This is a genomic window from Halobacteriovoraceae bacterium, assembly GCA_020635115.1.
Taxonomy (GTDB): Bacteria; Bdellovibrionota; Bacteriovoracia; order Bacteriovoracales; family Bacteriovoracaceae; genus JACKAK01.
Window position 1 is genome coordinate 163,553 of the sequence record JACKAK010000003.1, and the last position, 14,182, is coordinate 177,734.

Below are 14,182 nucleotides of genomic sequence, written 5' to 3' on the forward strand. Positions count from 1 at the left end.
CAAATTTACTCCTGTGCATAATATTTTTTGCTAATTGGAAATGTTATTGTAAATCTTGTTCCTTTGATAACTTTATTTTCGACTTTGATTGTACCATTCAAACTCTTTACAATTTTTTTGACATTAACAAGACCAGTTCCAGTCCCGTATTTTTTAGTTGTAAACCCATTGGAAACAAATTCATTACTATCTATTATTTCTCTCAAAATACCAGGTCCATTATCTTCTATCGTAATCTTTAATTTTTTCTCGTTTTCATTTCCACCAGTCTCTTCAATAGAAAAATGGACATCTACATACCCATCCATTTCATTTGAATCCTTCAGAGCTTCTTGAGCATTTTTAATTAAATTTTCAATCACACGTTCTAAATCGAATAAATTCCCAACCCATTGCCAAGTTGAACTTAAATAACTATTTGATATATCAGACTCAAAGTAAACTGGATAATCTCCAATTTTTAGTTCGAATAGATGTTTATTGAAATATTCAATAACTTTTTTAATGTGATGGATTTCACCATTTTTCTGAATCATATTGTTTTGAGCAACTAAAATCATCTCATTAACCATTTCAATCATTCGATTTATTGTGTGATCCAATATATTAAATCCTCTGTTTTCCTTCTCCCCCTTGGGATCTATTTCAGAGGTTAACTTTTTTATTTCTAAAAGATTTTTCATCATATCCTGGGAAAATATAATAAATTGCCTAGAAAGAGATTTATATAAAATTATTCTGTTAGAACTTTCATCTAAATAAACATTAAAAATGAAAGGTCTTGAATTTTTGGATGAAGATGAAATATTCATAATATTTCGAACTTCATCAAATAACATTGAATCGATTTCAGTTGAGTAATAACTTTTTTTAAACACTTCATTTTTAAATATGAAGCTATTTTTTTCTATTATCGAAATTGGAAATGGTGATTTTTCTATTATCGCAATCCATAGACCTGATTTTTTAAATACCTTTTCCGTATTAGTTTTCAAACTTGTTCTGCGCTCTAATTGGTCTTGAGGAACGATATGTTGAACTTTTCTATAACTATCTTGTAGCCATTTAATTTTATTTATCAAATTCTCAATTTGCACATTCAATTGGCCTATTAATGGTAAATTTTGCTCAGAGAAATAAACAGCGAGCACATTACCAAGAATTGAGGCAGCATTATTCAGATCATGCCCCCAGACCCACATTGAATAATCCGTCTCACTTCCCAGAAGTAAATTATTTAAGAGCTGAGAATAGAGAACATAATATTTCTCACCTTCAAAATATAAAGTGTTGGCGACTGTACCTTGAAGATTAAATATCCCACTAGGACTATAATCTAAATGGAGCCCACTCCAGAATGAAAAACTATTTAAGCTATTCCAAATTCCAATATTTGAATCAGCATTATTTCCTAGGGCCAAAAGACGGTTTTTGTCATTTTTCAACCTTTGAGAGGATTTACCTATGAGATTTCCATTTTGTAGAGAAAGACCTTTTTGGTTTAAAAATGCTTCATTAAAATCTACGATTATTCCATTTTTATCTACAACGACAACGCCTATATTCAATTGATTAAGTAAATCATAGGCCATATTTTTACTAAATATTTGCTCAAGATTTGTAAGGTGTTTATTTTCACATATTTTTATATTTTCACTTGCATGTACCGAACTCATACCTAATAAGATAGAACAAAGGAAGAAAATATAAAAACAACTCTTGACCAAAACTAAACCGATTTCATATTAATAAAGAGCACATCATATACCAGCTTTTAATAATTTAACTTATATTTTTTTGGTCCATCAATTTTTTACATGGTTTATTTAATGAACATAATTTTTAATCGCATTTGTCTAATTTTTATCAAACTAAAAAAAGAAAACTTATTTCATAAAATAACTATTTGATATGAGGTGATTTATGGAGTTTTTTTGCATTTTTCCTACAAGTGAAAGCAATATAAATACTTTTCACTATCGGATCATACATAGAAGTTCCAATCTACTCGACATCCAGAAAGATAAAACTTGATAAAAATCATGATATTTTGAATCTCACAGTTTTCCTAATGATATGTCAACTAGAACAAAAAAGGAGGATACAAGGGCGCGCGACTTCCCGATCCTCCAAACATTTTATGAAATGCAATACTTCATAATGATTTATATCAATTTTAAATTTTTAATTTTTGAAAGTGGTGAGTTGGCCATTTAAGGCCCCATTGGCGTCCTCCGAAAAAGATCCACTTCCTTCAAAGAATTGTTCTCCACAAATCCTTGACCCGTTAAGTTTATAATGTCGGTCTGCCCGACAAGAAAGTGATCTTTTTACCGCTACGGCAATCCCAAACTCATATAATCTACTTAGAGCGGGACTTTGTTCCCAGGGCTTTCGCTCACTGGTCACCTTTGTCACACGGGTTTTCAACCAATCCTATGGCGCCTGTCCTTGGTATCACTATTCTAAGACAGAACTCAAGTAATACAAGCTAAAAATATCATTGAGTTCAGACTAACTATTTATAGGAATTTAGAGTCCTTAAATCAATGTTTTCATTCACTCACTATGAAGGTTCTTTTTAAAATTAGACCATATTTATGGGCTATAACTTAAAATCAACATCTTATAACCTATAGCAAAATAAATTGGCGACTGTTGAGAAAACTTTCTAGGTATTTCATAATTGCAACTTATTGATATCTGGACGGATTAGAACATAGTTTTTTAATTCATTGTTGGAAATAAAGACTAACAAGAAAATAAAAGGGTGAAGATAACAAATCCATAGGGTTCGTTGTACGTCTGTTCATTGTTGTACGTATGTTTTTTACTCCCAGGGATATTTACTTATTGGTTGTACGTTTTATGAAAACTAACCAAACATGTTTGGAGTAGAGATGAAAAGGCAAATTACAAAACTTATCTTAATGTCACTAGCTTTAACTTACTTAGTTAGTTGTCAACAAGATGGTGAATTCTTTCAGAAAGAAACGTTTGGATTAAAAAAAGAAAAAGTCGCTGAGAAGGAGGATGAAACCATCCCCTCTGATAATAGTAAACAAGTTGATGACGAAGTTCCAGTAGTTATTGAAGAGCCAGCTATTGATGACGAAAAGAGTCCTATTCCAATTATCCAAATTGATAGATTTTTAATGTCTTCTCAAGAAATTAAATCCAAATTTGATATTTTATGGGTCATTGATAATTCTGGCTCAATGGCCGACAATCAAGAAAGACTAGCTCAAAACTTTCAAATTCTTGCGAAATATTTTGTCGATTCTGACATTGATTTTAAAATGGCAATCACAACAACAAGTATGTCATGTTCTAAATGTGAAGAACTCAAACAAGATGGAAATCAAGTCAATCCTATAGGTAGTCTTACTCTCGCAAAAGCAAAAGAAAATAAAGATCAATTTGTTAGTGATTTTCAACAATATATAAGTGTTGGGACAAATGGAAGTGGGAGTGAGCAAGCATTAAAAACCATGAATCGTTTTCTAGATAAACAAAAGTATACAGATTTTTTTAGAGAAGATGCTTATACATTGGTTATCATCTTATCTGATGAAGAAGCATTTACTTTGAAAGAAAAAGCTGAAAATTTATTTGAAAATGGTTTAATGGATGCAAAAGAACTCGAATTGAAACAGGAGATTTGTCAAATAAAAGAGAATTGGTATCGACAGGAGTACTTTGACTGTAGTGAACAACAAAATGATGATATAAAAGAATTATTAAAAGATTTCAAACAACAAGAAATAAAAAGAATTTTGAATAAGAGTGAAAATGCAAATTTTGCGAAGGTCTATGTAGAACAAGAATTATCATCTCTACTGGCCTTAAAACCAAACAAAAATTTGGCAAAAGTCCATTCGATTGTACATTTGGAAGCTCCTGTTCAACCTGAATATTCAGATGAAGACAAGGCAAGAGCTTATTTAGAGGCGTCGAGAGTTACTGGTGGTAAACAAATCAGTCTAACAGGAGATTTTTCCGATAGTTTAAAGGATTTGGGACAGGGAATTGTTGAACTTTCAAAAAGTTTTTTACTTACTAAAGTACCTCTCTCTTTAGAGTCTGTAAGTGTGATAGTTGATGGTAAATTAGTTTCTTCAGAAAGTTACACATTATCCTTAGAAGATAAAACAATATTATTTCATGATGACGCTCTACCTGGAGTGGGAAGTAAGATTGAAGTTAAATATGAGATTAAAGAATAAATAATCGTTGCGTAAAATTATGGTGGTGAATTGAAAGGCCCTAAATAGGGCCTTTCTTCTTTAGTATTTCTCTTTGATTTAGAAAATAGTTTTTTACATCTCGTTCCAAATAATCAGGATATGTCCATGGAAACGTAACTGCCTCTTTTTTTTGGAACTGGTATGTAAGATCACTATAGACCCCATCTCTCAGATAAACTCTATGTGCATAGGGTTTTCCCGTTGCTAGTTGAAAATTCTCTAGACACAGTAGTCCAGGATCGATATTTACTATCCGTTTAGAGTTGATAGAATACTTTTTTTCGATTCTATCGGCCCATAGTTTAATGTCTGCAAACTTTTCTCTATCAACAAGAATATGTGAGCAGTAAATAATCCTTTTAAGTGAATGTTCTTCGCCCATTTCCTCTGAGTAATACTTTTTCATAGGAAAGTGCTCTACAATATGTTTTTCTCCTGGGCCATTTTCTTCAATCCAAATATTGACTATATCAACTTCACTGAGATGAGTGGAATTGTATAAGATACTTCCAGAAAAAAAACATTTTGGAGCTTTGATAAGTTCACTCATGCTCAATTTTTTTGATCAAAAGATCGTGGTAATTTTTCAATTCTTCTCTTGAAACCGTAGCAGTACCTTTTTTGGCAACAACTACTCCGGCACCACAATTTCCTACCCAAGCTGCTTCTTCTAGAGTTGCACCAGCTTCTAGAGAAGACACTAAAAGCGAAATCACTGTGTCACCAGCGCCAGAGACATCAAACACTTCACTGGCCACGGTTGGAATAAAGTGAGTATTTTGGCCTTTTTCTTTATCATAAAGGGCCATCCCTTCTCCTCCAAGAGTAATGACGACTTTATTTAGATCAAGTTTATCGGCCAGAATTTCAGCTGTTTTTTGTACAGATTCATAGCGGTAACCAAGATATTCGATCATTAATTTCGATTCTAAACGATTAGGTTTTAGTAGATGAGCGCCTTTATAGACCAAAGGGCCGGTTGTTCTACTAGGATCAACTGCAACTAGTCTTCCTTGCTCCCGACCTAGTCCAATTAGATTCTGAGCAAGTTCTTTTGTGATCATACCTTTGCCATAATCCTGAAGAATGATTGCACCATGTTGCGAAGATAGTTCATTAATTTTTGTCACAACCTTTTTTAAGGTATCCTCTGATATTGCTTCTTTTGATTCAAAATCGACTCTACAAATTTGTTGCATATTTGTTGTAACTCTTTCTTTCCAAGTCGTAGGACGGCCATCTTCTCTAACAATTCCCCAAGTTTTTAAACCCTTTTCTTCAAGCAAGGATTCAAAAAAAGTGGCCGCAGAATCATTTCCAATGATTCCAAATAATGTACCTTCAACACCTAATTCGATTAGGTTGTTTGAAATATTCGCAGCTAGACCTAGTATCTTCCATTCCTTAAAAACTTCAACAACAGGTACTGGTGCCTCTGGAGATATTTTATTTACATCTCCTAATGTATATTTATCTACCCCAACATCTCCTACGACCATCAGAGGCCGGATATCCTTAAATTTTGAGGTTATTTCATTTAAACGCTCTTTTGAAATAATATTCATTCTTCCTCCGTCGTCTTTAGTGATTTCGATCGATCAATTCATAAACATTATCAAAGATATCGGCGACTTCAATTTTGTTCATACAATCGAAATATGGACAAGATTCACCTGCGCATTTTTTTGTTTCGCCACAGACAACATCTGGTATGGTTTTTTCAAGTCGATCATTATTATGCAGTGGTCCCCAACGAAGTGCTGATTGAACCTTTATTGGAGAATAAATGGCCACGGTATTGACTCCAAGAACGTTAGCGAGATGTGTTGTTCCAGTGCTTGGGCCAATGAAAGCGGCCGCATTTTTCAGAATAGACATATAATGCCTAAGGCCTTTAGTTAGTCCATTAAAGAAAAAGACTTCATTTTTATTGAAATTTTCTTCTTTTAAAACTTCCTTCAAACCAAGTAAATATTTATTATCCCAAGGAGTATAGGAAATAATGTAATTAAATCGATCTCCATAGAATTTACTTAAACGAATAATCAGTCGCCCATAATTTCGAGAAGACCAGTTAAGCGTATGACCAACCATTCCGGGATGGATAAAGACATATTCCCTACTACCATCAAGTCCATTTTCATCTAATGTTTTTCGAAAATCGGATTGACAAGCAGATAGTTCTTCTTCTGTCAGGAAAATCCCACAATCGAGAGTATTTCTCATTTCCCAAGTGTACTCAATGCCTAGAGGCCTAAGACAATTCATATTGTATTCTGCCTCATGCATCTCAACCATAGATCTTTGTTGTCTTATTCCCCTATTAAGAAATAAAAAAGATAAAAATCTAGAGACAAGCCCACCCCTAAATTTTATGCCGCAAAACCAGGCCATAAAACTTGGGAAATGACTTCCACCAAAATAAATGTAATGAGTTGGTTTGATTTCTTTATATATCTTTCTTACATAATAAAATTTAGTGAAAAAATTTCGCCCTCTCCCATAGAAGAAATGTCCATCGATGTAGAGGTGATTATCAAATAAATCTATGCATTTTTTTGAAGTCAAAAAATATATCTTGGCCTGAGGATATTTATCCTTGATGGCCTTACAAACCGGCATTGTTAAGACTGTATCACCAATGGCGTCAGTTCTATTTATTATAAAAACTTCATTCATAAAGTTAGATTGTGCTCCAGGGCCTTCATTTTGACAAATTCTTTAAGCTTTTGCAAAACTTGCTCCTCGTTCAATTCACTTGTATCTAGATATATTGCATCATCGGTTTGTACAAGTGGTGCAACTTTTCGATTCATATCAGCAAGATCTCGAATTTTGATATCTTCGCTAATCATTTCTCTATCAATATCAAGCTCGCCTTTATCTTTTAATTCAAGAAAGCGTCTTTCTGTTCGTGTTTCTAAATTCGCTGTCAAAAATATCTTACAAAATGCATTTGGAAAAACGATACTTCCGATATCTCTTCCTTCCATAACACAAGTTCTTAGACCTGGTAGTTGTCGTTGAAATTCTAAGAGAAACTCGCGAACTAATGGCAATTGTGAAATTTGAGAGGCCAGTGAAGAAACTTCATGATCTCGAATTAACTGTGTCAAATTTTCTCCATTTACTCGAATGAGTATTTCAGGAGTTGGACAGTACTCAATTTTTAAATTGTTTAAGAAATCTTGAAGAACCTGATCATTTTCAAAGGGAATATTATCTCTATTTGCGACAAGACCAAGCGCTCGATATAAAGCTCCTGTATCAACATGCATGAATTTCAATGAATCAGCTAATTTTTTTGCAATTGTCGATTTACCTGAACCACCTGGCCCATCTATCGCAACAACTTTTTCAATCACAGTTTAACCTTTTCTTAAGTTAAAGAAGCTTTCTAACATGTTTAAGTGCTGAATTTAAGCTAAATTTGTTAAGATATTACTGAATCTAAGTAGCTATTTTTTTGCCATATATAAAGTTTGTGATGTTCTCGGACGTTTTGCAATGTGTGCTTCGATTAGGGCACCTTCTATTTTCTTGTGAGCAAGTCTTACCTTACTTAAGTATTTATTGCGAACACCAACTGGAAGTTTCTTTTTGAGGCGATCTTTTACTCGAAAGGGGCCCATATTATAAGCAACTGTAGCAAAACGATAGCTCCCTTCAAATGTATTGATGAGTTCTTTGAGATAATGCACACCCATCTCTATGTTGGTAAATGGATTGAAGGATCTTCTATCTATTTTAAGTTGTTCTGAATCTATTTTAGTTGCTAAATAATTTGCAGTATAGGGCATCACTTGCATAAGCCCTTGGGCCCCAACATGACTTAAGGCCAGTGTTTTGAAATGACTTTCAACCCACATAATTGAAAATGCCCACAGGGGATCGACTTGTTGTTTTTCGCATTCCTCTAGCAGTTTGGGAATATATTTATAGGCCCTAAACTTGAGAACATTTGGCAGTGCGCTTACAATGGCCATTTTAAGCTCACTCTTATCAAATTCTGAAAGGGCCTCTAAGTTAAATTTATTGAAGCTACCTTCAGGAGCATTGAATTGGTAATAATTATGTTTTTTATGAGTAATTTTTTGGTTTAAATTATTTTGGTTAAAATTGAATTTTATATATTTTCTAAGAAGCAATAATTCATTTTTAATAATTTTTGTTGGGAAATGTTCTACTAACGGGCAAAGTGTTCTTTTGCCAAACTTGTATGAACAAATAAGGGTGCTGAGTAACAAAATGAATTTGAGAAACAATAGTGAAAAAACGCGTATAAACCTTCTAGGATGGTACTTACGCAAAAAGTGCCACTCCTGGCCCGCGAGCTGGTAATGTTGCAGTCTTTCAAATTTCATGAAGCGGGGTATACCTGGCCGCAAACGAAATGACAAATCATGCAACAAAGCGTTGAAATATTTTCTCACTTTCTGTGTCAGTTTTGATAAATTAAGTGGTGAAATCAACTAAGGAGACCCGTTTGTCAACAAATAGACTTAAAGCACAAAAGTCTGCTTATTTAAAGCAACACCAAAATAATCCTGTAAATTGGTGGCCGTGGGGCCCAGAGGCCATTACGGCGGCCGTTGAGGAAAACAAACCAATATTTTTATCTATTGGATATAGTACATGTCATTGGTGTCATGTGATGGCCCATGAGTCTTTTGAAGATCATGAAACAGCGGAGATATTAAACAAAAAATTTATTGCGATAAAGGTTGATAAAGAAGAATTTCCAGATATTGACCATTATTATCAACAGGCCTGTCAATTGTTCACGCGATCTGGAGGCTGGCCATTGTCAGCTTTTTTAAGACCTGATCTTGCACCTTTTTTTGTTGGGACATATTTCCCAAAAGAGGGAACACAAGACAGACCAGGCCTTAAAGAAATACTTTTAGAGATGGATAGAGCATTTCACAACGAACGCTCAAGAGTTGATGAAAACGCTAAACAAGTAAGTGAAACATTAGCAAAAGGTTTAATTCCAGAAGGTAAAGTAGATTTTCAAGGACATTTTCCACACCCCTCGGCCATATGTGAGGCCATTAAGGAATATATGGATGTTGAGTTTGGGGGATTTGGAAAAGAACCTAAGTTTCCTCAATTTTCCTATTATCTCTGGTCAGTGGAACAAATGCTTGAGGGCATGATAGATGGAAATCCTGCAAATCATACTATAAAAACCATTGAATCGATGCTTTTTGGTGGAATATATGATCAAGTTAGGGGTGGAATCCATCGCTATTCAACTGACCAAGAATGGTTAGTTCCTCATTTCGAAAAAATGCTTTACGATCAAGCTGGAATGTTAAGTTTGCTCGCCAAAACGTCTATTTTATTTGGAGCACCTGAGGTCTATGATTCAATGATTCAAACGATTGAATACCTCGATGCCGAAATGTCCTTTGAAGAAGGTCATTTCTTTTCAGCTCAAGATGCAGATAGTGAAGGAGTCGAAGGACTCTATCATTGTTTTACACATTCAGAATTTGAAGATGCACTGAACACTCACGACAGTGAAGAAGAAATTTTACAAAAAAAACGCAGCGAGATCATCAAGTGGTTTGGAATTTCAGAGAAGGGAAATTTTGAAAGAAGTCTTAATGTTGTTTCTTTAGGATCGAGGTATAAGGAAGAGTTTCTGACTCAAGAGAACTGGCCAGTCGTTAGGTTTGTAAAAGCAGCACTTTTAGAAGAGAGAAAACTGCGTATCCCACCTTTAACTGACAATAAGGGGGTAGCTTCTTGGAATTTCAATTTATTGAGTTCACTCATAGACGTTGCTCAGTATTGTAAGATTGAAGTCATTTCAAAAATGGCGATGGATTTGTATAACAAGATGCTGGGACCTGTTCTTAAAACCTTCACAAATTTTCATGAAATGTCTGAAAGAAATATTCAGATTAAGCATTCTACAACATTAGATTCTCAGCATGCACTTTTCGAAGATTACTCTTTTTTTGCTGAATTATTATTAAGATCTTATGAAATTTCTGGAGATCAAAATTTTAAACAGAAGTTAGATTTACTTGTTCCTTATATTCTAAAAAATTTCGTTAGAGATAATTCTTTTACAACTCGTATGGTGAGTGATGATGGTATTCAGCTTTACCCTAATCAGTTAGTAGATCCTTATGATTTATCCTTCAAATCTCCAGCATCTACTTTTATTCTCACTGTGAAAAGATATGCAGTTCTCACTTTAAATAGGGATATATTGAAAGAGTATTCTGAAATTTTTTATAAACATACAAATTCTGTTTTAAAGCAACCACTCAGCGCTGGAGAAGGTTTAAGAGCACTGACCTATCCAGATCTTGTTTTTCGTTGTCTTAAGGTACCTAGGTCATGGTCGAAGACGAAAGTCTTTAGAGATTTCACATCGAATCTACTTACGAGATTTGTCGTTGATTATCATGATCGAGAAGATGAATCTTGGCAGGTATGCAATTTAGAGGTTTGTGAGCTAAGCGGAAAATCTCTGAATGAGTTGATTGAAACACTTTCAGGGACTAAAGAAGAATAAGTTAATTTTAGTTTAGAAAATCTACATATCAAACCCATAGTATCAATAAATATTAACGAGAAGATTTTGTCTCTTTCATAATTAGTTTGAGGACCCAATGAGCAAAGTATTCAGAAGGGTAACAAAGTGGAAAAGATCTTTTTTTTCTTATTTATGTCTTTTGGAGTGTTATCAAATGATACACCGATAGAAAAAACTGGCCCTTATGAAACACGTTTGGCAAATATAGATGGGCTTAAAATGGCCTATCAAGATATTGGAAACAAAAAATATCCTGCCGTTATTCTCATCATGGGTTTAGGTAGGCAACTTATTGCTTGGAAAGATCCAATTGTAAAAAAATTACTTAAAAATAATTTTCGAGTTATTCGATTTGATAATAGAGATGTTGGATTGTCTGACCGTATGTTGGCAACAAATGAGCATTTAGCTAAACATATTACTCCTTTTTATCGCCTAACAGGAATGGGTCCAGCTTATTTTCTAAAAGATATGGCCTATGATGTTGCCGGATTAATGGATCACTTAAAAATTAAGCAGGCCCATCTTGCAGGTGTTTCTCTCGGAGGAATGATTGCTCAAGAAGTAGCGATTAGATATCCTGAAAAGGTAATATCCATGAGTCTCATCATGACATCTTCTGGAGATCTTACTCTTGCTTGGCCAAATTTTGATATAATAAAAATAGCTTTCATGACTCCTGATTTATCTGGAGGAGTAGATTCATTTGTAGAATATGGAACACATTTTTTAAATACAATTGGCAGTCCAATTTATTCCTATGATGAGAAAGAATTAAAAAAAGACCTTATTGAGACTTACAAACGTTCACATGATTGGGATGGCAAACATCGCCAGTTTCTAGCGGCCATCAGTTCAGGTCCTCGGATTGACAACTTAAAGCAAGTGAAAATCCCGACTCAAATTATCCATGGTTTACAAGATCCTTTGATACCTGTTGAGCATGGTATTCAATTGGCAAAAGTTATTCCTAATTCAAAACTTGAAATTATTCAAGGTATGGGCCATGGTTTTGAGAAAAAAGTGATCGTTAAACTCTTAGATAAGATGGTACCTTTTTTCATTGAACAAAACATCAAGAGAGTTGAATGACCTACCCGGATGGCGTATGCGTATATTACTGCGGTAAAGTACGGTGATTTTAAGTAAACTTATGATAAACACATCTATTTTAAATTTATAATGTGTTAGCTTGCCAGTTTATATCTGCTCCTGGATCATTTGCAAAAATATCACTAAAACCTAATCCTTCTCCAAAAATAGTGATCAACCCATTGCCAAGACAATTATTGCCAGAAAAATCTAAATTGTAGTTTGATGTGAAATTTGCATTAATAGAGAAATTAGACCAATTCTTACTGTAAAATATTGAATGAGTGCAGTCGTTAAATTTAATAAGAGGTGATATATTCTGATCCCTAGAGCTTGAAAAATTGAATCCATTAAAATTGTCTATTTGAAAATAATCATTAAATTCAATTAGAGTGTTATTAAAGTATCCATCATTTATTCTTAGTCCATTAATATTTATTTTGGAGTATAAAAGTTGAGTCCCACTCACAATAATTTTACCAAAATTATACATATTCTCCCCATATTTAGTGATTTGGGGAGCGCTTCCACTTTTAAGAACATCTGTTTTAAATTCACCACCAATGTCATCAGATCTTCCTACATAGAGATTTCTAGTATAATACAATCTTAATACCACGCCATCATAGAGTGATAAGTAAGAGTTGAGTATATATAAATCCTTAGCGGCCCAAATTTGACATGTCGTACACACTGGATCGGATGATTTGATATTAATATCACTTTTAACTTGATTTGCTTCTTGATTGGCCAATAGCAATTGAGAACCAGGTCTTAATTCGACGACACCACCACCATCACCACCATCAAACCCTTGTATAGATGCTGGCAGAGATAATTTTACTTTTTCATTTAGAGGGATATAAACGTAATCGCGTATATCTGGAATGCCTGATCGATCATTACATTCGCTCCAGTTTTGAGGATTGTACCATTGGTTATCACCGCCATCATTTGTAAATTTGCAATTGTACGATATGGTTGAAGTTTGTGACCAGTTGAAAACATCATTGGGATCATCTTCAAGATATTCACCATTGTGGACTAAGTCTTCTGAAATAGTCACTATGCCAGGTCGGACTCCACTACAATTGGAGGCATTGATAGAATCATTTTTCTCTCTGCCATTATAAAACCTTAGACCGTCCCAATTTTTATCTGTGAATTCTGCTGTTTCGCAAGAATAAAACTTGAGTGTACTGTCTACGTAATGACCTTGGTTTGCAAAGAAATGCACATTATCGAATTGTTTTATTTCATAATGGTCTTGAAATATGATTCTTCCATCTGTTCCACAGCACCAGGTAACATCATTTATCATCACTCGATCAAATTCAATTGAACTCATCTGATCAGTATCGTATCCGTCTATAATAATCCGAGAATTAGAGTGACCTACAAAATTTGGCCAATATTCAGTTTGTAAATACTGACTACTCGATTTAAGATGTCCTGGAGAATTTCCAAGACCAACATATATATTATTTGAATACCCCACATTGATTTTCACTTTATTTTTAATTTCTAAAGTGGCCTGGTTATAGATATACATGTTATTTAAACCATCTCCTGTGAATAAACAATTAGTACAAGCACTGTCACCATCAATTGTTATTTTGGATCCAATATTGGCAGAAGTACTCCTAAGTTTTAGAGTTGAAACCCCTGACATATAGATCGTTCCACCTCCTCTACCAGGGGCAAAGCTATCTATGTCGATATTTGAATTGATTAGTGGCATTTGATCAGCTCCCTCTAGCACAATAATAGGAGTTGCACTATTAGGGATGCCTCCTGTACAACCGATCCAATTCAATTGGTTAAACCAATCATCATCAACTGAACCATGCCAGCTACAAACATCCCTTTGGTAAAACATAATTTTTGAAGAATTTGATTCTGTGGTATTATTTTTTTCGTCTTCAATCTTCAAACAAAAATAATAAGAACCATCTTTAACACCCGATGAATTGAAAGAGTATGAATCGTTTTTATCATTTTCACTTATATCAGAAATGAGCAAAGTCCCTTGAGAACAAGGCCCACTATTGTTGTCTTTTAAAAATATTGAAATTTTGGCATCACTATCATCATCAGAATCTATCCATTTGATTGATAAAGATGTGCCAATTTCTGAAACTAGAGAATTGGAATGATTATTTACGCTCACCACAGTTATTTTAGGAGTTTCTCCTTTGTTTTTTTGTTTTAATTCTTCTAGAAATTCCTTACTGTATTCCATATTAAATTTTGATTTTGAGCAGGATGTACTCAAAATAAGAAGACT

General features: G+C 34.0%; 10 protein-coding genes. 3 read left to right on the forward strand and 7 right to left on the reverse strand.

All coding sequences use genetic code 11. The features are described from left to right. Positions 1 to 5 precede the first annotated feature (5 nt). The gene (locus H6622_05295) at positions 6 to 1,676 is read right to left on the reverse strand and encodes a GHKL domain-containing protein (protein ID MCB9060914.1); all 1,671 of its coding nucleotides are present in this window, start codon (positions 1,674 to 1,676) and stop codon (positions 6 to 8) included. A gap of 1,224 nt (positions 1,677 to 2,900) precedes the next feature. On the opposite strand from H6622_05295, the gene H6622_05300 reads away from it, so the two are divergent. Further along, positions 2,901 to 4,226, forward strand: coding sequence for a VWA domain-containing protein (locus H6622_05300; GenBank protein MCB9060915.1), 1,326 nt, complete (start codon positions 2,901 to 2,903; stop codon positions 4,224 to 4,226). A gap of 40 nt (positions 4,227 to 4,266) precedes the next feature. Here the strand turns inward: H6622_05300 and H6622_05305 are convergent, their stop codons facing one another. From H6622_05305 to H6622_05325, 5 genes are all read right to left on the reverse strand, one after another. Continuing rightward, complete coding sequence (locus tag H6622_05305) at positions 4,267 to 4,797, reverse strand: DUF4416 family protein (protein ID MCB9060916.1); 531 nt, start codon at positions 4,795 to 4,797, stop codon at positions 4,267 to 4,269. Then, positions 4,790 to 5,812: a D-glycero-beta-D-manno-heptose-7-phosphate kinase gene (locus H6622_05310; GenBank protein MCB9060917.1), complete on the reverse strand. Its 1,023-nt coding sequence runs from the start codon at positions 5,810 to 5,812 to the stop codon at positions 4,790 to 4,792. Before H6622_05310 ends, H6622_05305 begins: the two co-directional genes overlap by 8 nt. A gap of 16 nt (positions 5,813 to 5,828) precedes the next feature. Further along, complete coding sequence (locus H6622_05315) at positions 5,829 to 6,926, reverse strand: glycosyltransferase family 9 protein (protein ID MCB9060918.1); 1,098 nt, start codon at positions 6,924 to 6,926, stop codon at positions 5,829 to 5,831. Further along, positions 6,923 to 7,612 carry a (d)CMP kinase gene (locus H6622_05320; GenBank protein MCB9060919.1) on the reverse strand — a complete coding sequence of 230 codons (690 nt, stop codon included), beginning with the start codon at positions 7,610 to 7,612 and terminating at the stop codon, positions 6,923 to 6,925. The genes H6622_05315 and H6622_05320 overlap by 4 nt, the downstream gene beginning before the upstream one ends. A gap of 93 nt (positions 7,613 to 7,705) precedes the next feature. Next, positions 7,706 to 8,494 (reverse strand): lytic transglycosylase domain-containing protein, encoded by a 789-nt coding sequence (locus H6622_05325; protein ID MCB9060920.1) that lies wholly within the window; start codon positions 8,492 to 8,494, stop codon positions 7,706 to 7,708. Between the two features lie 239 nt (positions 8,495 to 8,733). Here H6622_05325 and H6622_05330 point away from each other — a divergent pair, with 239 nt between their 5' ends. Beyond that, the gene (locus H6622_05330; GenBank protein MCB9060921.1) at positions 8,734 to 10,782 is read left to right on the forward strand and encodes a thioredoxin domain-containing protein; all 2,049 of its coding nucleotides are present in this window, start codon (positions 8,734 to 8,736) and stop codon (positions 10,780 to 10,782) included. 126 nt (positions 10,783 to 10,908) lie between these two features. Next, the gene (locus H6622_05335) at positions 10,909 to 11,895 is read left to right on the forward strand and encodes an alpha/beta hydrolase (protein MCB9060922.1); all 987 of its coding nucleotides are present in this window, start codon (positions 10,909 to 10,911) and stop codon (positions 11,893 to 11,895) included. Between the two features lie 85 nt (positions 11,896 to 11,980). Here H6622_05335 and H6622_05340 read toward each other — a convergent pair whose 3' ends face one another. Then, on the reverse strand, positions 11,981 to 14,137 hold the full coding sequence (locus H6622_05340) for a hypothetical protein (protein MCB9060923.1): 2,157 nt from the start codon (positions 14,135 to 14,137) through the stop codon (positions 11,981 to 11,983). Positions 14,138 to 14,182 lie beyond the last annotated feature (45 nt).

Excerpts from the sequence above, each read along its gene's own strand:
- H6622_05295 (MCB9060914.1), bottom strand. The coding sequence starts at position 1,676 with ATGAGTTCGGTACATGCAAGTGAAAATATAAAAATATGTGAAAATAAA.
- H6622_05300 (MCB9060915.1), top strand. The coding sequence starts at position 2,901 with ATGAAAAGGCAAATTACAAAACTTATCTTAATGTCACTAGCTTTAACT.
- H6622_05305 (MCB9060916.1), bottom strand. The coding sequence starts at position 4,797 with ATGAGTGAACTTATCAAAGCTCCAAAATGTTTTTTTTCTGGAAGTATC.
- H6622_05310 (MCB9060917.1), bottom strand. The coding sequence starts at position 5,812 with ATGAATATTATTTCAAAAGAGCGTTTAAATGAAATAACCTCAAAATTT.
- H6622_05315 (MCB9060918.1), bottom strand. The coding sequence starts at position 6,926 with ATGAATGAAGTTTTTATAATAAATAGAACTGACGCCATTGGTGATACA.
- H6622_05340 (MCB9060923.1), bottom strand. The coding sequence starts at position 14,137 with ATGGAATACAGTAAGGAATTTCTAGAAGAATTAAAACAAAAAAACAAA.